Below are 19726 nucleotides of genomic sequence, written 5' to 3'. Positions count from 1 at the left end.
ACCAATTGCGACCTTTAGTATTCATCTCCGAGAGAATCGCCCCTGATAGAATCGTGATATTTTCATGTTTTATATTACCCATGTGACATTATTTGTCGCGGAAAACATATAAAATATAATTCCGATCTATCAGTATACAGCCAGGGTAAAGCTCTCGGATTTCGACGGAAAGTATAGAGATAGCGCTCGATATTCACCATACATTGATGCTTCCCGCAACTGCCGATATGAACCGCTACCATCCGGGGTTGATGATAAACTTGCAAACGGTTGCTTTGAACCGAAACATCGACAAACTCCTAATCGACAATAACTATCTTCAGGCCTAAATTTAACTGCTTGGAAATTTTCTCTAACTGTTGACGTTTAGTGATAGTTGCCGAATGAGTAACGACCAACCAATCCCCGGATATTTCATGTTGATTATAGAAATCATCTTTTTGTTTTGAAACTAAAGGAAGCCCCAGCCATTTTATATTCAGTGATGCCACCCGCTCAGGTCCTATTTATTCGATCGTAGCTAAAAGCGTCTCATAAGCATAATGATGTTCAATGTGTGTTCCATCAGGAAATGTAACTGCGAGTTTGGTCTTCTTACTTTTCGGTGACGAACTGATACTCTTTCCGGTTTTCGGTTCCTTCGGTTTGGTTATCAATTCGTATTTCTTCGTTTCCTGTTCGTCTGTGATCACTCTCTTACGAGTGAGGCGAACCGATAATTGTTCATCTGGAATGTAATCTACAACCAGGACGATTGGTCGTTCTATTTTGGTAATGATAGGCTCAATACTTTCTGAAAGACGCGGAATGATTTCATTTTTTATCAAGTCTTCTTCCATTTCATCCGCCGCACGCAATATCTCTTCATTTAATTGAATGTGCAACAAGGTTTAAAAAGCTCCCTTCACCGTTAACCAAATATAAAAATGCAACAATTTCTACATTTTTTCGAAACTCTTTTTTTTGCCGATTGTTTCAACTGAACTTTTTTAAAGTAAAAAGTAAAACGGAATTATTCATTTTTAAAATCTAAAAACAATGCCTATAGCAAGACATTTTTCAACCAGTGCGGTTAACATGTTGACCGCTTCGGCAACCATTATCGACAATGGAATAGAAGTGAAAGACTTCTTAGTAACCGAACGCCCGGCTTGGGAAGACCCGTTTCTCCCCAACCAGAAAACAAGGATAGACAAGGCTATCAAAGAAATACTCGGTATCGACAACGCAGATGAATTACACAGGAGAACTGAAGATGTAAATAAAGCGCGTGCTGAGGCTTTGATTCATTTAGGTAAATTTAAAGCGCAGGTCAAAGAGGATTTCAGTTCCATCAAACCCCAGAGAAATAATATCCTGACATCATTAGGGCTTATGAGCGGAGGACGTTTTATCCGTCTGGATCGCCTCGACGACGAGGAATTTTCGCAAATGCTCCAAACCTTCAAAAAAGGGCTTTCACCCGAGATGCGCGCCGAAATTGAAGCTAAAGGTACCAATCCGGCTCATATCGATGCGATTCTGACCAAAGCTGATGAGTTTTATCCACTAAACATTCAGCAGGAACATCTTAAAAACGTAAGCAAGACGCTTACCGATAAACAGGAAGAGGAACTCAATGCTATTTATGATGATGTTTCATCTTTTGCAAAGTTAGGATTTTCTCTGAAAATGAGAAATAATTAATAACTTGCGAAGCCCCATCAAGCAAGTAAACCACAAGTTATCTTGGATACGACTCCAATGCAAAGTACGGTTCCGGTTTGCTCGTAATGAAATACTTGGTTCCTATGAGACCTTATAGAAGATTATCATTGTTTAAAGCATCCGGGCTTGATGAGGCTTTTATTTATTCACAAGTTAAAACTATGGCAAAGAAAGCGAAAAAAATCAAGACAGGCAAGGGATTGAAATTGGAAATCGTGAATCCCAATTCGGCGGGTATCGATGTTTCTTCCACCGAAATGCAAGTATGTGTCCCGGAAGAGCGGGATGGAGAAAACAACCGCCGCTTCGGCACGTTTACGCAAGATTTACACCTTATATCGGATTGGCTTAAAGCCTGTGGCATTGAAACCGTCGCCATGGAATCCACGGGGGTGTATTGGGTCCAACTCTACATGATACTGGAATCGGATGGATTCGATGTGTTGCTGGTCAACGCCAAGGCCATCAAAAATATCAGTGAAAAGAAGACCGACCGGGTAGATGCCGAAACCATCATGGTCTTGCATAGTTACGGGCTTCTGAGAGCCAGTTTCCAACCCCAGAACCATGCCCGGCGCATCCGCAATGTATCGCGCCACCGTGACGGGTTGTTGAAAGCTTCTTCGCGGGAAGTGCTCCACATGCAAAAGGCCATGGAATTGATGAACATCAAATTGGGCAATGTCATCAGCGATATTTTGGGAAAATCGGGACAGGAGATTATTCGCGCCATTCTGGCCGGGGAACGCGATGCCCGAAAACTATCGGCTTTGGCCGATCCCCGATGCAAATCTCCCAAAGAAACCATCGCCAAATCCCTGCAGGCCAATTGGGACGAAGACCTGCTGTTCATGCTCAAACAAAGCTATGAACTGTATGTATATTACCAAAACCTGATGAAGGATTGTGACAAGCAGATAGAGGGCATCCTGCAGGAGTATCTCAAAGACGTTAAACCCGAAGAAACTTCCAAGCCGGAGCAAAGGGCGAAAAAAGCAAAAGCTCAAAAGAATGCCGTCACGATAGATATCGAAAAGCACGCGATCCGATTATGGGGTGTCAACGCGATGCGCATACCGGGTGTCAGTGAAGCGGCCCTGTTGCGGTTGGCCGGTGAGCTGGGACACGATTTTACCGATAAGTTTGACTCATACAAACAGTTTTGTTGTTGGTGTAATCTCACACCCAACAACAAAATATCGGGAGGAAAACTCCAGTCCAGCAAAATTCCAAAGCGGAAGAATCCTGTTGGACAAATCCTGCGTTCTTCGGCAAACTCCCTGAAAACAAGTAAAACGCCCTTAGGATATTACTTCCGGCGTATACAGGCAAAAAGCGGTTACTTGCCGGCTATTATCGCTACTGCGAACAAATTGGGGAGGATACTCTATACAATGGTTAAATACAAGGTCGAGTTTGATGACTCTTTTACCCAAACGAGCGAAACCGAGATACTTAGAAGAAAATTGATTAAGACCCAAAGAACCCTCGAAAAACTTCAAAATCAAATCAAAGAATGCGGATGAAATGGTTTGTTATATAGAAGATAATTGTTATTTTCAATATTATAATATTTTGAACACTTTCATTTTGCCCGTTAAACACAGTTTAAACCGGCAAACAAATTGAACTCACTTTGCCGGGCCGGCTCCGGATAATTGCACACAATCCATTCTTCCTGTTTACGCCTGTTTTCCTTGCAGGCGGATATCTGTCGCTCTACCGAATGAATAACCCAACCGTTTCGCTCGGCATATAACTGAATATTGTCATTCGGGTACATCGTAAGCATGAATTTACCCTGAAGGGTGACGCATAGTTGTAACAACCTGTCGAGATCCGCATCATCGAACATGCCGGTGTAATGGCCCATGTCGGAACCGACATACGGCGGATCAATGAAATGAAACGTCTCGGGAGTATCATACCGGGTAATAACACGGAAAGCGTCATCGTTCTCAATCGTGGCTATCTCGAGCCGCTTACGTAACTCGACCGTGAAGGCTTCCTTGGCGAAATCGACTTTCCGAGCCTGACGGCCTTCGGACTTATCGAAGCCGAACGAGTTGCTGAACTGCCCGGCAAAGCCCAATTTACTCAATACAAATACTGACCAGGCACGCTGAATGTTGGTAAAGTCATCGGGATGGTTGTATATGAACCAGGCACTTTCGTGCTGCGTTCGACTGTGCAGCGTCCGGTTAATCTCCCGTTTCAGTTCTTCATAATTACAGACAATCGTCCGGTAAAAGTTGATGAGTTCGCCGTTCAGGTCATTGATCACATCCATCTGCGATGGCTGCTTTTCAAAGAAAACAGCCGCGCCGCCGGCAAACGATTCACAGTAGATCGTATGCGCCGGGATCAGCGGCATGATGTGCTTCAGCATGTTTTGTTTGCCGCCATAATATGTAATTGGAGTTTTCATACTGTAATTTTTAAAAGTGTAGTTTGTTTCGTTTATTTATTGTATTTTTGTTTCTCTCACGTCATAATAAAATAGGTGCACACACACCATAAAGGCATAAGCCTCTGTCTTGGTGTGTGTGCACCTTTATCGTTTCAACCGGTGACGTGAGAAATTAGCGGTTGGCGAAGGCGGGGGCTTTTTTACGCCTGCCCCCTCAAACGGGTGATAAACCTTCACATAAGATTGGAAATGAAAAATAAAAATATCCAGATAAAGCATCTGTGTCTACGTGCAATCCTACAGGCTCATAGGCTGGTGGCTGGGAATAACCAAATACTCGCACCCATTTTTCTTTATTGTCGTTGGACATAAACAGAGGTATATACATCCCCTCTATAATTGAAATTGAGACGTATGTTCCGTCAAAACCCGCTGGAATATATATCCAGGCCGACGCTGAATATTTCTTAAATCTATCTGCTATTACATCTGACAAAATTGAGAACCTTCTGACATAATTATCATTCACTATTTCTATTTTTCGAGCACTTTGTTCAGTTGTATAGAGACCCGGCTGATGAATATCAGTCTCAACAATAGACATGGTATTCATATTTATTGTAACATTGTCATACCATGGCCCTGATATTTTATTATTAAATTTTCCGATTTTCAAAAGATCATAATCGCCCATTATTTTTGAGACTTCCCCTCCAGGCGAGAAATTTATTTCATTGCCAAGTCCACAGTCTTGTATAGGGTAATCAGAATAACGAACCGATCCCGTAATTTGATAGTCTCTAAAGCTACCCCTATAATCAATCATATTATATTTTGAAGTAGCTTTAAGAAGAATTAATTTTGCCGTTGTATTGGTATCTCCTATCTCTACCCTGTTTCCTTCCCCTTCTATAATCATCATGTAATCTTGTGGCTGATCAGCATAATTCCAGTGCCAGTCACAATTAATGAATTTATTTTTTGAATCAAGTACAAACCACGTCTTTTTAAAATCAGCATGTAATAAATTGAACCTCTCAAATCGACAATTCTGAAAAGTATTATTATTTCCTACATATTGGGTATTACTTGCAGGTTCAATATCTATATTTATAAAAAGGTTTCTTTCTGAGCCGACGCCTCTTAAATCAAGAGAGGAATTCCTAATAACGCCATTATAAAAAGTATTACCATTTGAGCCTCCAACAGTTTTTACCCCCCGATAATTTGATTGAGAAAAATAATTTATAAAGCTATTGAGATATGACTCTTCTAAAATCAAGGCATCTAAGAAATTTTCTATATATACATCATAAAATAAAGAAGAGTGCATATGACTGCACAATACGCCTATCCCTTTCATTGTATCATTTGGAAACGAAACGTCATTAACTATATTTATTATTCCTAATTGAGAAATATCAAATTTGGAAATTGATAAATCAGAAATGATGCTTGTGTACTTAAGAGCAGCATTATTATGATTTATTCTTAAAATTGAATTTTTTGACCCGTCACCCTGTATTTGGATACCGTCTAATTCTATAGATAATGTATCTGACAATACATAGTTGCCAGTCGGGATGTATAATTTACCAGTGCCCATATTTTTGAGAAAGGCAATGGCTTTTTTAAATGCAATCGTATCATCATTGCTATTATTCCCTATTGCACCAAACCATTTTACATTAAGACTCGAAGAATAAGCCCTTCTATAATACAGGCCCCGCTTTTTTCGATAAATAACGCCATCGCATTTTTCATCGTTCATTTCAGTCCCATCATGCCATGATTGGGTTTGTTCATAGTTGACGTTTTCTTTTGTGTGACTGTCTAAGAGTTTAATAATTTGTGCCATATTTCTAAATGTCAAAATAGTTATCGGTAAAATCCATGGAAGTAATCGAATCGAGTTGCCCCATATAGGTCCAGCCGGATCCAGTCCATGCGTATATCTTGCCATTATCCAGATCGCCGGTATCTGCCGGGTTGGATATCGCGGCCAGTTCGCCAATTTGCAGCGGCTCCCCGGTACTTTCGTTCACAGGTGAATCATCGGCCTGCATATCGGCAACGGAGGCGTAAAAACAGGCTATTTTCAACGAAGAAAGGTTCTCCTTTAACCATATCAGGCTGTCGTTGTACCGGAACACCAAATCCCATCCAGGTTCGAGATATCGGTATACGCCGTTATTGGCACTCACCGGATCGCTCGTAACGGATACCGTCTGTCCATGTTTCAACGGCTTGCCGTCGGTACCGACCGGAGCCTTATCGGCTTCCATATCCGCTTTCGTGGCATAACTGCCGAGTATGGCCATCGAGGCGGCATTATAGTCCACGCCCTTTGTTTTGCCAAGCATGTCCTTCATCAGGTCGAATGTTTCTTCCGGAGAGATGGACATACGCCCCGTTCGCGATTTCAATTCTTCTATTCTTTCTTCCAATTCTGTATAAGTTGCCATAATGTTTTAATAATACGGTTCGTTGGTTTGTACTTCACTAATATTCAGTCCGAATTCCTGTAATTCTACGTATGCAATGAAAGCAGACAGACGGGATTGATATAGGCTCACTGCCATCATCGAGAATGTTTCCGCATCAATTGCCGGATAATCCGTTCCATTATACGAGAATGCCTGCATTCCGTAATAAGTGCGCGGGTACCCTTCCGCCATGTCGCCGGAGAGCGTTTTTGTAACTTTTAATGTCAAACTGCGTTTCTTTGCCATATCGTTAATACTTTAAATCATAAAAATGATGTTCATCTACCTCAGGAGAAAACGTCACGTCCTGAATCCTTATCACGAGTGAATTGTTATTGTAATATTTCTCGTTAATATTCTTAATCAGCCAATTTTCGCCGGAAGCAAGAACAAGTGTCTCTTCTATAGGGATTGTAATTGTAGTAAAACTATTAAAAACTTTTAATGAAACTGTAAATTCCAAGTCACTTGTTACAGGCTCCGATGCCTCAATATTTATCGCCCATCCGCGCGTAAGCTCCGGAAATTGTCCGTATGCCATATTATTCCAAGTCAAACTGAGATTTAACTCTATTCCACGCGAGTCGATGTATTCAGTCCATTCTGCTGAATACTCTTCTATTAGATGCTCATCGGTATGACTAAGCCAAGTAACCGAGAATGCCGCATCGCCCAGCTTAAACAAGTACGACTTGCCGGCAAGTTTATGCTTATCGATAAACTCGCGTATGGCATTCAGGTCGGTACTTCGGTCGATGGAAATAAGGAAGTCATACGGCTTGCCGTCTAACTCGGTTAGTTCTGCCACACAGTCGAAGGTGCGTTCAATGGCGTGGATCAGGGAGATCACCTGCGGGGATACGCTTGCCTCGTAACGTGATTTCATCCGCCACAGATGGAACTTGACGAATAGCTGCTGCAAGGGTTTCGCAACCAATACGCGCAGGAAGGCGAGTATACGGTCTTTGCGCAGAAAGGTCGGCAAAAGTTGCTCTATCAGTTTGTAAAAATCTATTCTCATACCGTGTAAGTTATTATTGTATGATCGATGTCAAAGTCGAATGACCCGCCGGGTGATTCGATGTTCTGCGAGGTGACCGCCTGCCCGGCGATCCGGACTTCGTTCAGGATCACGTCCGACACGCCATCCGCCTGCTGGATGGCATCTGTTAGCTTCGTCCGGTTAAACACGCCCCCATAGATGATATTGTCCAGATAATTGGATATCGCCTCTTCCACCGGCTTGCCGCCTCCGGACAAGCGGTTCCCGTCCATATCGAGCACCATTGCATTTCGGACTACCTGGAGGGTAAATTCGAGCGATGTCGGAGCCTGGGAGATGATCTCGAAGTGCGTACCGGCCGCGCCGATTTCGGTGATGTATGCCCGGAAGGCTTCCAGTTCCGACGCCGATAATGGTTGCCTGTCGTCTTTGGAAACATAGATGCGCAGTTTCGTAACGCCTTCAACCTCTAACTGTCTAACCGCAGCAAACCGGATAATTTGTGATTCTTCATCCACTTCGGGATATTCAAACCCGTATGTGAGGGGATTAAACTTGACGAAATGGCCCAATTGAAAGGCCATCGAACGGGTGTGGTACCAGGGAATGGAGCACACGGCATTCTTCGTAATAGCCGCATCAATATCGGACTGATGCCGGTTCATAAGCGATTCAAGCGTGAAGATCGCGACGGCAACGATATACGTCAATATTGCCTCGATGCTCACTTTCGAGAATTGCTCATCGAAGGTTTTCGATCTATCAAGTCCATACATCTGCTGCAACGTTGAATTCGCCACAAAATCGGCGCGGATTGCTTGTACTATTTCGTTAAGAGTCCTCATGCGAACGTGTTGTTAAAAATGTCCTCGAAAATCTGACCTTTGTCCGTGATGTTCGTCGCCGGTTTAATGGCGTTTCGTTCGTAATAACCGGCTATGGATTTGTTTACCGTGGCCGATGCTTTTATCGTATTGAGCACATCGATATCGTCCGTCACAGAAATATCATTCCCGGCGGCGATATCAATGGCCGCCTCGGTGCTTCCAGCCGTCTGCACGGCAATGTCGAATACCGACTGTCCTTCTAAAGCCTGAATGTCCTTTTTAGCCATATCCTGATTATTAGTGTCAACGCGGCTCCGGCAAGGATAGCAACGATGTACGTCCATACCGGCGGGCGCGTGGTAGTTGTTATTTTCTCCGAGAGCGAAGCATCCAGCTTCGTCCGAAGCTGCGAAGTAACGAGTGTCAGGCGATCAATTTTGTCCTGTTGTTCGCTGATGATACGCTCATTCTGTTCATTGATGACTGCGATATCATTCAGCGTTTCGGTCGTGCGTTCGCGAGTCTTATGTTGCCGGCCGGTCGAAGAATCCGGAGCGGAATATTGCGTATCGGTCTGGCGGGTAACGCTTTTATCGGACACGTTTGTCCTTGCATCTTTCATGATGTTGTCAATTCGCTTTTGCGATCCGGACTCCTTTACCGTTACATCGACATTCGAGACCTGATCCGTTTTGAACGCCTGTCGCTTATCCGTTTTTATCGTTCCGCAAGCTGTCAGCAGGAACACCCAAACGAGTAGCAGTATCTTCTTTTGCTTCATGTTGAATCTCCGTTTTAATTTGTTCTACAATAGCCTCCATGTTCTCGGGGGTGATCTTATCGAGCAGTTTCATGATCTTCGTATTGATACGATTCAGCCGGTTGACTTCCTTTCGTAGCTTTTCCAACTCAACCAATACCAAGTCATATTTCACGCTCATATCTGTTGCAAGATCACGCCAGATCTTTATTGCACTGTCCACATTGTCAATCTCGGTTGTTTTAGCTTCCGCGCGGGCCTTTTGTGCATCCGCCTCGGCTTTTGTTTTGGTTGCCCTGAGGGTTACAACCGTAACGATAAGACTGCCCCCCAAGCCAATATTGAGGACAATGGACAATATTTCAAACCAATTCATAACCGTTATTTTGAAAAGTATACATCACTCTCGGCCTTCCGGCGACGGACTAATCCGGGCAAGACCGTGAGCACACCGTTTACACGCGCTTTATTCCATCTTTCGAACTCGCCGGCTATCGACGGATCATTCGTATTTACCCGGACTTTCTTCAGTAAGGTTGAACGGGTAAAATTGCCCGATCCCACGTTGAAGACGAAACTTACCAGGGCATCGAATTGATTTTGCGACAATGGCAAGCTGAGCGCATTTATAACCCTTTCCGAGGCGGCAAGGTCTTCCCGCAAAAATTGCTCTCCCTGCCGCTCCGAAATCGTGTCGCCCGGCTTCACGCCTTTGGTATGCCCGTAGCCGATCGTCGGGATGCCCGCCGGGCACAAATAGGCTTTCGGCCGAAAGCCTTCAAATTCTTTTATCAGGGCAATGCCCCGGGTTGATGTTTTCATACTTCTACTTCAAAATCACTTAAATCATTATTACTTACCGTTACTTTTGCGTTGCTGAATCCGTCCGACTTTAATTCTGTTTGCAGGGCATTAATGAACTGTTGTTTTCGTGTTGCCGGCAATTTCAGATAACTTTCAATACCGAATCCCAACGTAGGATATTCCTTGAATTCTCCTTTTTGCGCCATAATGATCAGTTCGCACCGCTGATACGTGATATCATCAAGTACCAAGCCCGACACGATTTTCCCACCCTCATCCCGTCTCACAGAGACAACCAGATCATGACTGCTATCTAAAAGAATTCCTTTCATTTCAATGCTTTATCTTTGTATCTTCGAATTCAGACTTTTCCGGATTTACCGTTTGTGGATTAAATGACATCGCAAGTGGCGATCCATTACCGGCAACAGGATGTGTCTGAAGTTGCGTTTTTAATGTCTGTAAGTCGGCATATACTTTTTGCATCCACTCAATGAGTTTGGGCAATTTTGCCAACCCTGATATTTCGCCATCATTGAAAACAAGGCCGTTGTTATCCAGTACCACTGTATTGGCCCCAATCTTTAGTAATACCTTTTGAACCTCAGAGCAACGGACAACAACAGCCTCAGTCTTCAAATTCTCAATAACAGCAACCAGTACATTGCTTTTTTCTTCCGGAACAACGGTGAGGAAACTTTGCAGGTCATCATCGATGGCATTCAAGCGCACATCGTAAATAGTCGGTGCGTTTTCCCGCTCCACATCGCATAATGTATTACGAACATTTACCGCGATGCCGGATATGATCCCTTTTATCTGTGAGTTCTCCGACACCGCCGATATCGCTTCTTTTATAGCTTGCTCCACTTGTCCCATGTTTCTATATTTCTAAAATGCTTTAAACCCGCTTTAAAATCGTTCAGAACATTATATCTTTTCAAAAAGGTATATCTGTACTACAATTTAAAAGAAAGCGTATTTTGACGGGAAAAACCGTTTGTTTCGTTATAGGCGATATCCACCTTTTCAATCATATACTTTCCTTCCCGATCGGGCTCGAATTCGTCCCGGATCACTAACGCGTCACCGGCATGCGTGCGAGGTATGCCAAATCCGGTTATCGAACCGGTGTAGCCATCGTATATCACTTTTTTTGCTACACCTTCCGCGACTTTTTTGAGATCAGCTTCAGACATAGGCCCTGCAAAATTCAATGTGCGTTCCGAAGCATCTCCGTCTTTATTTCCAATACTAACGGTGGTTTTGCTACCGTCCGGATTATTAGCGATCGCTTTAAAGCGTACTTTAAAATCCCGCTCCCGTTTATACTTCAGTTCATTCTTCTTTACATTCTTACCTATCACATACGTATGCTCGGTTGTATTATCGCCGAATTCATAGGCTAATCCGACTTTCAGTTTACCATCTTGCAAACGGCTGAACAACCCGTAATTTTTGACCAATTGCTGCAATACGGAATACGTACTGGCGTTGTCAATCATAAATTTACCCAGTGTCATATCCGGACACTCGATTCCGATATTACTTGGAATGATGTCCGAAAGAATCTGTTTGAGCGTTGCATCCCGGTAGCTTTTGTTATTGTTGGTCTGACGGAAAATATACGACTCATCTTCACAATGGATAATCAAAGGGTAATCGCTTTCTATTTCCTGTACATACCCGGTAAACTCTAAGGCCATATCCACATCGCTACCGTAATAATATCCGGCCTCGATAGTCATTTTATCTCCTACACGAAATTGATCCAAAACGGATTTTCCATCAAGTTGTTTGTAATGCCTGGGTATGGTAATTTTCGCCGTATTTGAAATTTCGAGAATATTTTCATTAATCTCGAAATTCGATATATTATTCAGAATAACCCGGCCGAGCGTTACTTTTGATATCATGTTTCGATAAAGGAGCATATCAGTTCACATCATTAAGTTGATATTCCAACGGGCGTATCGCACGCGTGGTAAAAGTATAAGAGATGGTATCTTCAAATCCTTCCACAAAATCAATCTGAATATCTTTGAAGTATACCGCCGCGACACCTACCGCTTGCAGTATTTCGCTATCAACATTCCATACACCATTTTCTTCAAATATTTTATTCAGTTCTTCCAGTTTATCGATTGGAAAAGCATGATTCTCCAAATCGATAAGCAACCCGCGCCAAGTAATTTCATACGGCTCGGTACCATAACGCTCAACCACTTCCGTATCGCTGTTATCAATCGTTGTAATGATTAAGCGTTTCGACCGCCTGAGCGAAAGCATCGGCGGGGTTGCAAACACATCACCCATTTGCTCCGAAAGAAGCCGGAAGGCAAAGAGGTATCGTCCGCCCGTACTATTACGGAGAGTGATTTCATCGAAAGATGCGCTTTCATCCCAAACATACACATTTCCGCTCAGGTCGAAGCCACTATTATGCGAGTTCCGGATCACCTCGCCGAAGCCTTCCTTATCGAGCCGGCTGCTTATGCTCTTCGTGATAAACCCAAACGCGCTTTGAAACCTTCCTGCAAAATCGATCTTCATAATTTGATACCTCTTAATAATCCTTCACCTGCGAGCCATTTCAGTTCTTTTATCCGGCCGGCATAATCTACATCCGAGAGATCATCCGGGTTTTCCTTAAAAAAGAACCGAATCATGGCGTCATTCATTCGCAACACATCATCCATGTCGCAACCGTCGGAATTCTCACCCAAAGGCGGAATATCCGGCAGTTGCGTCAGCAGTTTTTTACGATAGCCTTACGCATAGGGATCAAATCCGCGATGCCGGTCAATGCGCCGTAAAACAGGCCATCATCGGCAAGGACTTCATCTTTATGTGAAAGCAAGCAGTTTTTCACTAAAATTTCGTCCGCCTTTTTCGGATCGGTATCGGCAAAGCGGCGATACTGCCCCATAATAGTCCGCGTAGGCACGCAGGCCAGTACGGTTTTGAATTCCGTACTCTCATCGTTCAACGGCAAATCAAGAAACTTCACATTCTTTTCACCATGTTTTGCCTTTGCATCGGCAATCATTTCGGCGCTTATACCCACCGGTAATTCTTTTTCGTTCATACTGATTATTGTATTTAAATTTGATTTAAAACTGATTTAAACATAGGGAAACCTATCCGGCCAGCTTCGCAGGAAACGGCTCCGCACACATCGCGAATAGCACAAAACCGCTTTCAGTTTCCCTTTCCTTCATTGATTATTATTTTTATATTGTCTTTCCAACGTTTAGTTTGATTCCGATGATAAACAGATCGAACTCGCGTTCCAATTCACCGTCGTTGGTTACCGCACGTCCGTTACCTTGAAATTTTGCCGTCACCAAATCATTGATCAATTCATTTTCCGCATTGAAAAACGTGACGTTGATCGGAAATGGCCGGATACGGGCGATATCCCCGCCGGGGGCAAACTTTTCAATATAGGAAACCAAATCCAATGGAAGCGTGACTTTCCCTTCATAATCTTTTGCACCCATACGCCATCCCCGGGGTTCCCGTTTGATGCCTCGCTGGTATGCATGCGCATATGAATAGCCGTATTCGATGGCGGTCGGATTAATATCGTACATACCGGCCAGCGTTACCACTGCATCTCCGGAGGAATAAACCTCCCCCATTCTTTTTATGAACATACTTTACTGGTTTTTGAGATTAATAGTTCCTTTGATTTCATTCACGCAACCGGTCGGGATCACTGCGAAATCGATATTCAACACCTTTTCGAGCAAGAGATCACTGTCCGTATCTACATTCGTTTCACCGTCGGATATCAATGCTTGGCTTGCCAGACTGTCGAATACCCCGTCACCGATCGCGTTAAAATAACCGGCGACGCTTTGCGGCAACTTTCCGTCATCATCCAAAGAGACCGGTTTCTTTACCTCCGGCAGATAAGTCAGCCGCAACTGCCGTTTACACATATCCATCGTATGACTGTAATAAATGGTGTGCTGATTCATATTTCCGGCGGCATCGTTCACGATCTCCACGCAACAATGACCGTCATTCCACCAATAACCGGCAATACCCTGATATCGGATCGGGAAAACATACCCTTTATCGTTAAGCGTTTCGAGTTCCGAAAACACTTCGCTATACTTTTTATGGTTACTCAGTCCGCCGATTGTCCACACTCCGAGTTGGCTATCCGTTAGGTTTTGCGTTTCCACTTCACCCGGATTTCGATTCCATGGCATCGAGGCAACCACACCTAAAAAGGTACCGACATCGGCAAACTTCTTTCCATGTCCTGGCAAAGTATCGGCATAGGCCCAATCCTGCCCGACAACCAAGGTCACCTTTTCGGCATCGAACGGCTGTTCCGATATAACGAGTCCCCGCAAATCAACACACGCTGAGAGCATATCACCGATAGAACGCCCCTCGAGGATCACATGCAATGGCATATCTTTTTCATCACACCAATCGGCAAAGCCTTGCAATAGCGGAATTGCAGCTTTTATATCGGCGTTGATCCCGTCAAGCAACGTATCTTCATAATCCGCCGCAGGATTAAAAGCAAGGGCCATGTCGGAGATTACCCCGCCTGATTCGACGGCCAAAGTTTTGGCATCATCAACCATTTCACCCGGTTTTTTGGTTTGAGCAACGAGCAATATATGCAGTTTTTGCCCTTCACCGGCCCGGCGGAAGAATTCCGAAATATGCCGATAGACCTGAACGCCATTTGAAGCATCATAATTCGAATCGATACCCAGCGCTGTAGCGTCAGAAACCCGGCGTAACGTGTAGACCGATCCGAGCGACACTTTTCCGGCAATCGCCACGCCATTGGTGATTAAGCCAAACTCACGCCCGTCGCCTATTACATTCGCCCCGATTTGACCTTCTTTTATAGTTACTCCACGTAGACTCATTATTCTTCGGGTTTAAATTGTTTGATTTTCTTTTCAGCGGCTTCAATGACGGTTTTGCGCCCTTTTCCTTCGTTTTCCGCTTTCAGGATTGCTTCAACCGAAGCGATATCGGTCGCGGCTTCGATAGCGGCAACAACTTCCGTTACAGTACCCGTGTCATTGGTGCCTTTTTTCTCATCCGTATCAACCGTCAATACATCGATTTTTGCATATCGATCGACCTTTTGATCCACACTTAGGCGTGCAAAGTTTTCATTGCTGAAAAACTCGCCTTTATCATTTACGAAAATCGACGACAATCCGTTATCCTTTGCTGTTTGGATAGCTTTTGCCCTTGTTTCTTTAGATATCTTTAAATTACCCATTGTTTTAATTAGTTATAGAAAACTCCCGTTGATATCGCGGGGAGTTTTCGGGTTATACATTTCATTAAACCGACTTAGACACAATTGCCCCGATAGCTTTCTGCTTTTTCGGCAAAGCGATAAAGCGGTGACGGAAACTGATCAGATTCCTTTGGTTTTGCGGATCTGTTTTCGCTTCGGAATAATACATTTTTGTCTCGCCCGCGCACTTGAACATAGTCGGTGCATGGAAAGCAACAGAAGCACGGAAATCACCCGCAGCGGCAGTCGCGCCAAAGGATTTCTTTTTTCCTTCCTGTGTAAACAAGGGATTGTTTACATATTCATACACTTCAAACCCGTACAGATTTGAAATTTTACCGGAAGTGTAATTGTAATATTGATCGGCAAATTTCTGATCCGCTAAAAGCAAATCCTGTACATGTTCGTTGCACAATACCAAACGGCGGCCTTTTACCGGTACTTTGGCGTCATCGAATGCCTTTTTCAACTTGATGATATCTTTACGAGTGATCATCGATCGTCCGTCGGATGCGTCACCGGATGTAAATACCACAGGTGTCGAAGCCGCATTTTCAGCCGGGGCAAAAGCATGAATTGCTTTATCGAATTTCGTCTCGGCAATTGCATTTCCGTGTCGTTCTTTTACACTTGAGATCTTATCATAACTCAAGGCATGCAATTCATCATCCGTCACGGGTGTAGGCTTTGTTTGAAACTTATCCAAAGAGATTGCGATATCCCCGTCCTCCAATTCTTGAATAGGGATAGGATAGGTTGAGTTATTAATCAATACATCCGGATCGGCACCCACATCTACCAAATGGATCACACTATTATTTTGGTAACGGCTGTAATCAGGTATTCCATCCATCCAAGTAGCAGTTTCGGCATGACTGAAATGCTTCACTAATTCTCCCGTCCATACCTCTACATACACGCCAGCCCGTACCCCCGAGGGCATAGGGACAAACGACAAAGCGAGTCCGACGACATTCATTCCCACTACGCCTGCTATTTCCGGAATACCTACAGCATACGCAATCGCCCCGCCCATAACAGTGTTGGCCAACAAGGCCATCAACATCACTAAAATTGTTTTCGTTCTCATATAATATTTATTTGCAATTAATAATTCAATATTTATGCGGGATTCACGCCATATTCAGCCAAATACAGCCTGTTGAACTCATCGGCATTCGATTCCGCTAACTTTTCCAATCCCTTGGGATCATTTTTCTGGTACCATTTCCAATCCTTTGTAACGGCAGCATCACCTTTTGCATCCCGAATCATACTTGCAATAACAGGGGTAGGTTTCGTATTTTTCTTCAAAGCCACTGCCAAAGCATCAACGCCCGCTTTTACTCCGATTTCTTTCAGTTTGTTCCGCTCATCATCGGTGAAGGCGCCTTTCGGTTGCGCATCCAGCAATGCATTGATTTCGGCTTCCGTTTTTGCTTTGGCCGTGTTTTCCAATTCCTTTATTTTGTTTTCCAAACCGGAAAATTTGGTTTGAAGGGCCTTCAGAACATCCGCTTCGGAACTCTCAGCCGTAACGCCTTCCAATGCGAAGGCGGCAATAAGTGCACTTACATTCATTTTTTTGTCATTTTTGTGATTAGTTGATTCTATCTGTAGTTGCGCGGCAAAACGATCGTATATGCTTTCCACGCTGATGTTAGCCGCTATATCTTTGTCTAAATCTTTTATGTTTTTCGCAGTAGCAGGGATAACTTTTTTGGCAAATCCGTATTGTACCATTTCTTTGGCGTTAAGCCAATGGTCACCGCCATCAAGCCATTTCTTACGGACGTCGGTTTCTTTCATCCCGGTTCGTTCGCTCACTCTTTTAATGAAATTGGCTTCCATACTGTCGAGCAGTTTAGCTTCATTACGGTGTGCATCCGCATCACCCCCGCCAAATGATTTCGGACGGTGAACCATGCCGAAAGCGTTTTCGCAAATTTCCACGTTTTCGATGGCCGGAAGAATATAACATCCCATTGAAGCGGCCACACCGTCAATTACGATCGTAATATCGAGTTTGCTTCTTTGCAGTGCATTGTAAATTACATTTCCTTCGAACACCGATCCGCCGAAACAATGCTCTCGAATCGTTAGACGGGTATATCCGTTAGCTTCGACCTCTTCGAGCATTTGCGAGAACTGGTCGCCATCGGTAAACCATGTGCCGATATTCCCGTATAATTTTACTTCCGCATGACTATTGTCAATTTTTCTTATTCTCATAAATCACGACTATTTAAATCGTATAAATATGCAGCAAAAGTAACGGGTTATTTTTGAATGTCAATACACGGAATAAAGCCACTTTATTAAACATTAAAGCCACTTTACGAATCGTTAAAGCTGCTTTAACGCCGATATCCCTACGCGCGAAAAGAATCCGTAATATTGTATAAAAATTTAATTCAAATGGCGAAAAAGAGAAGAAAAGGACAGGCCTCACAAGCCGAAATCAATCATGCCGAATGGCTATTCGTTGAACGAGGATTAAAACCGGAAGCTATCGCAGAAGAATTGGAACGCGATATCAAAACTATTTATCGATGGCGTGAAGACGGTAAATGGGATGACAAAAAAGAACTTTTCGATTTAGGCCCAACTGAATTGAAACGTATTCTTATGGAAGCAGCTATTCGAGTAGCTAAGGGTGAAAAAAGAACTGACACAAATGGTAATGAAGTAAAAGAAATCGACGCTGATGCCATCAGTAAGATTATGAAGGCATACGATTATATGAGTAAAAAGGTAAGCCCCGAAGTTGTCCGTGATGTGCTGATTGAATGCGATAACTATATAAGCCAAATCGAACCCGAAGATGCTGTAAAAATAACACAGTATCACAAAATGTTTTTAATCTTCAAAATAGATCAGGACAATGGCAATTAATTACGACAAAATATTAAAAGACTATGATGCGCATTGCTTGCGAATCCAAAAGACGGCATTTTTGAAAGTAAGCGAAACCGCGGAAGAAAAGCACAAGCGTATCAAAAAACTTGAATTAAATTATACCGACTGGTTTGCCTATCATTTTCCTGAATTTGCAACTTCCGAATGTGCGCCTTTCCACAAAAAAACAGCCAATCTCATTATTGATAATTCTATAATCAAATTGCTCAACGACTGGTTTCGAGGCTCGGCTAAATCCGTACACTTCATGCTTGGCGTACCGCTTTTTTTAGCCTTGGTTAAAAAGGAAATTTGGTTTATGTTGTTAATTGGCGCAAATGAAGATAAAGCCATTCGATTGCTTTCCGATATTCAGGCGAATTTGAAGTTTAACAAACGTCTTATAAACGATTACGGTGAACAATTTAAGCACGGTGATTGGTCAGAAGGCAATTTCACGACAAAGAACGGTATCCATTTCAGGGCACTCGGGTTCGGACAAGACCCCCGCGGGCTACGCAACGGCGAACATCGACCTGATTATATCGGATGCGACGATATTGATACGTTGAAACGTTGTAACAACGACCGGCTAATCCGTGAAGCGGTGGACTATATTACCGGAACGCTGTGGGGATGCTTTGACAAGGGGCACGAACGGTTTGTATTCAACAATAATCAAATTCACAAAAATTCCATCATGTCAAAACTGATAGAATTATGTGAAATATCTAACAGAAAGGCTAAAGAGCAAGGGTTGCCGAAAACTTTTCATCACTTCAAAATCAAAGCGGTTATCGATGACCTTTTTACACCGTCATGGACAGCAAAATATACCTCCGACTATTGGCGTGAGAAATATGCATCAACGCCTTATCGTTCTTGGATGCGGGAATACATGTGTACGCCATTAGTGGACGGTTCGATTTTCAAACCGGAATGGATTCAGTACAAAAACGTACTCCCGTTACAAAAATACGATGCTTTGGTTATGTATGGCGACCTCTCATATAAAGATAGGGGCGACTACAAAGCGCTTCTCTTGGTTGGAAAAACAAAAAGGGAATTTCATATTATTGATGCTTTTGTCCGTCAAACATCCCGTGCCGTATGTGCGTATTGGCTTTATGAACTGTATGAAAAAAAACACCTGCAAAAGTATAATATCGCATACTTGATTGAAGGCCTTTTTGCACAAGATGAATTCGTAAACGATTTCGATACCGAAGGAGATCGGCGCGGATATTATATTCCCATTGTGGCTGACAAAAACAGTAAAGGAAATAAATATGATCGTATTGAAAGCATGGCAGGACATTTCGAACGATTGAATGTTTATTTTAACATCAATAACCAAAATGATCCGGGAATGAAGAACCTGGAAGATCAACTCCTCGCATTTGAAAAAGGTAGCGGAGCCAATGATGACGGCCCTGATGCTCTTCAGTCTGCAATAGCAGAACTCAACAAGGTAACGTTTGTGAGTTCTTTCGATATAGTAACCACGCCACGTTCAGTATTTCAAAAAAATAGATTTTAAT

General features: G+C 43.2%; 26 protein-coding genes. 4 read left to right on the top strand and 22 right to left on the bottom strand.

Features of this window, described 5'->3' with window-relative positions; genetic code table 11:
* Positions 1 to 506: 506 nt before the first annotated feature.
* Positions 507 to 857, bottom strand: coding sequence for a hypothetical protein (locus ABNK31_RS05560; RefSeq protein ID WP_418894711.1), 351 nt, complete (start codon positions 855 to 857; stop codon positions 507 to 509).
* Positions 858 to 1038: 181 nt separating this feature from the next.
* Here ABNK31_RS05560 and ABNK31_RS05555 point away from each other — a divergent pair, with 181 nt between their 5' ends.
* Both ABNK31_RS05555 and ABNK31_RS05550 read left to right on the top strand, forming a co-directional pair.
* Entirely contained in the window at positions 1039 to 1686 is a 648-nt protein-coding gene (locus ABNK31_RS05555; protein ID WP_418894710.1) for a hypothetical protein, read from the top strand.
* A 182-nt stretch (positions 1687 to 1868) separates the two neighbouring features.
* Positions 1869 to 3233, top strand: coding sequence for an IS110 family transposase (locus ABNK31_RS05550; protein WP_418894624.1), 1365 nt, complete (start codon positions 1869 to 1871; stop codon positions 3231 to 3233).
* Between the two features lie 71 nt (positions 3234 to 3304).
* Here the strand turns inward: ABNK31_RS05550 and ABNK31_RS05545 are convergent, their stop codons facing one another.
* From ABNK31_RS05545 to ABNK31_RS05445, 21 genes are all read right to left on the bottom strand, one after another.
* Entirely contained in the window at positions 3305 to 4135 is an 831-nt protein-coding gene (locus ABNK31_RS05545) for a DNA adenine methylase (RefSeq protein ID WP_418894709.1), read from the bottom strand.
* A 196-nt stretch (positions 4136 to 4331) separates the two neighbouring features.
* A complete protein-coding gene (locus ABNK31_RS05540; RefSeq protein ID WP_418894611.1) occupies positions 4332 to 5975 on the bottom strand; it encodes a glycosyl hydrolase family 28-related protein in 1644 nt (547 codons plus the stop codon).
* A gap of 4 nt (positions 5976 to 5979) precedes the next feature.
* A complete protein-coding gene (locus ABNK31_RS05535; protein WP_418894610.1) occupies positions 5980 to 6582 on the bottom strand; it encodes a hypothetical protein in 603 nt (200 codons plus the stop codon).
* Between the two features lie 6 nt (positions 6583 to 6588).
* Entirely contained in the window at positions 6589 to 6849 is a 261-nt protein-coding gene (locus ABNK31_RS05530) for a hypothetical protein (protein ID WP_418894609.1), read from the bottom strand.
* A gap of 4 nt (positions 6850 to 6853) precedes the next feature.
* Positions 6854 to 7624: a hypothetical protein gene (locus tag ABNK31_RS05525; RefSeq protein ID WP_418894608.1), complete on the bottom strand. Its 771-nt coding sequence runs from the start codon at positions 7622 to 7624 to the stop codon at positions 6854 to 6856.
* Positions 7621 to 8451, bottom strand: a complete 831-nt coding sequence (locus ABNK31_RS05520; protein WP_418894607.1) for a hypothetical protein — start codon at positions 8449 to 8451, stop codon at positions 7621 to 7623. The genes ABNK31_RS05525 and ABNK31_RS05520 overlap by 4 nt, the downstream gene beginning before the upstream one ends.
* Positions 8448 to 8720: a hypothetical protein gene (locus ABNK31_RS05515; RefSeq protein WP_418894606.1), complete on the bottom strand. Its 273-nt coding sequence runs from the start codon at positions 8718 to 8720 to the stop codon at positions 8448 to 8450. The genes ABNK31_RS05520 and ABNK31_RS05515 overlap by 4 nt, the downstream gene beginning before the upstream one ends.
* Entirely contained in the window at positions 8693 to 9214 is a 522-nt protein-coding gene (locus ABNK31_RS05510; RefSeq protein ID WP_418894605.1) for a hypothetical protein, read from the bottom strand. Before ABNK31_RS05510 ends, ABNK31_RS05515 begins: the two co-directional genes overlap by 28 nt.
* On the bottom strand, positions 9141 to 9569 hold the full coding sequence (locus tag ABNK31_RS05505) for a hypothetical protein (protein WP_418894604.1): 429 nt from the start codon (positions 9567 to 9569) through the stop codon (positions 9141 to 9143). The genes ABNK31_RS05510 and ABNK31_RS05505 overlap by 74 nt, the downstream gene beginning before the upstream one ends.
* A gap of 5 nt (positions 9570 to 9574) precedes the next feature.
* Positions 9575 to 10015, bottom strand: coding sequence for a lysozyme (locus tag ABNK31_RS05500; RefSeq protein ID WP_418894708.1), 441 nt, complete (start codon positions 10013 to 10015; stop codon positions 9575 to 9577).
* Complete coding sequence (locus tag ABNK31_RS05495) at positions 10012 to 10329, bottom strand: hypothetical protein (RefSeq protein WP_418894707.1); 318 nt, start codon at positions 10327 to 10329, stop codon at positions 10012 to 10014. The genes ABNK31_RS05500 and ABNK31_RS05495 overlap by 4 nt, the downstream gene beginning before the upstream one ends.
* A 1-nt stretch (position 10330) precedes the next feature.
* Entirely contained in the window at positions 10331 to 10876 is a 546-nt protein-coding gene (locus ABNK31_RS05490; protein ID WP_418894706.1) for a hypothetical protein, read from the bottom strand.
* Positions 10877 to 10956: 80 nt separating this feature from the next.
* On the bottom strand, positions 10957 to 11913 hold the full coding sequence (locus ABNK31_RS05485; RefSeq protein ID WP_418894705.1) for a hypothetical protein: 957 nt from the start codon (positions 11911 to 11913) through the stop codon (positions 10957 to 10959).
* 19 nt (positions 11914 to 11932) lie between these two features.
* Positions 11933 to 12550 (bottom strand): DUF6046 domain-containing protein, encoded by a 618-nt coding sequence (locus ABNK31_RS05480; RefSeq protein WP_418894704.1) that lies wholly within the window; start codon positions 12548 to 12550, stop codon positions 11933 to 11935.
* Positions 12547 to 12723, bottom strand: a complete 177-nt coding sequence (locus tag ABNK31_RS05475) for a hypothetical protein (protein ID WP_418894703.1) — start codon at positions 12721 to 12723, stop codon at positions 12547 to 12549. Before ABNK31_RS05475 ends, ABNK31_RS05480 begins: the two co-directional genes overlap by 4 nt.
* A 23-nt stretch (positions 12724 to 12746) precedes the next feature.
* On the bottom strand, positions 12747 to 13085 hold the full coding sequence (locus ABNK31_RS05470; RefSeq protein ID WP_418894702.1) for a hypothetical protein: 339 nt from the start codon (positions 13083 to 13085) through the stop codon (positions 12747 to 12749).
* A 145-nt stretch (positions 13086 to 13230) separates the two neighbouring features.
* Positions 13231 to 13656, bottom strand: a complete 426-nt coding sequence (locus tag ABNK31_RS05465) for a hypothetical protein (protein WP_418894701.1) — start codon at positions 13654 to 13656, stop codon at positions 13231 to 13233.
* A 3-nt stretch (positions 13657 to 13659) separates the two neighbouring features.
* Entirely contained in the window at positions 13660 to 14901 is a 1242-nt protein-coding gene (locus tag ABNK31_RS05460) for a DUF2586 family protein (protein WP_418894700.1), read from the bottom strand.
* Positions 14901 to 15266, bottom strand: coding sequence for a hypothetical protein (locus ABNK31_RS05455; protein WP_418894699.1), 366 nt, complete (start codon positions 15264 to 15266; stop codon positions 14901 to 14903). The genes ABNK31_RS05460 and ABNK31_RS05455 overlap by 1 nt, the downstream gene beginning before the upstream one ends.
* Positions 15267 to 15330: 64 nt before the next feature.
* Entirely contained in the window at positions 15331 to 16377 is a 1047-nt protein-coding gene (locus ABNK31_RS05450; protein WP_418894698.1) for a hypothetical protein, read from the bottom strand.
* Between the two features lie 32 nt (positions 16378 to 16409).
* Positions 16410 to 17519 carry a Clp protease ClpP gene (locus ABNK31_RS05445; protein WP_418894697.1) on the bottom strand — a complete coding sequence of 370 codons (1110 nt, stop codon included), beginning with the start codon at positions 17517 to 17519 and terminating at the stop codon, positions 16410 to 16412.
* 186 nt (positions 17520 to 17705) lie between these two features.
* Here ABNK31_RS05445 and ABNK31_RS05440 point away from each other — a divergent pair, with 186 nt between their 5' ends.
* The gene (locus tag ABNK31_RS05440; protein ID WP_418894696.1) at positions 17706 to 18182 is read left to right on the top strand and encodes a hypothetical protein; all 477 of its coding nucleotides are present in this window, start codon (positions 17706 to 17708) and stop codon (positions 18180 to 18182) included.
* Positions 18172 to 19725 (top strand): hypothetical protein, encoded by a 1554-nt coding sequence (locus ABNK31_RS05435; RefSeq protein ID WP_418894695.1) that lies wholly within the window; start codon positions 18172 to 18174, stop codon positions 19723 to 19725. The genes ABNK31_RS05440 and ABNK31_RS05435 overlap by 11 nt, the downstream gene beginning before the upstream one ends.
* Position 19726: the final 1 nt, after the last annotated feature.

The organism is Limibacterium fermenti (assembly GCF_041902845.1).
Classification (GTDB): Bacteria; Bacteroidota; Bacteroidia; order Bacteroidales; family Dysgonomonadaceae; genus Limibacterium; species Limibacterium fermenti.
This window is presented reverse-complemented; position numbering and strand designations above follow the sequence as displayed.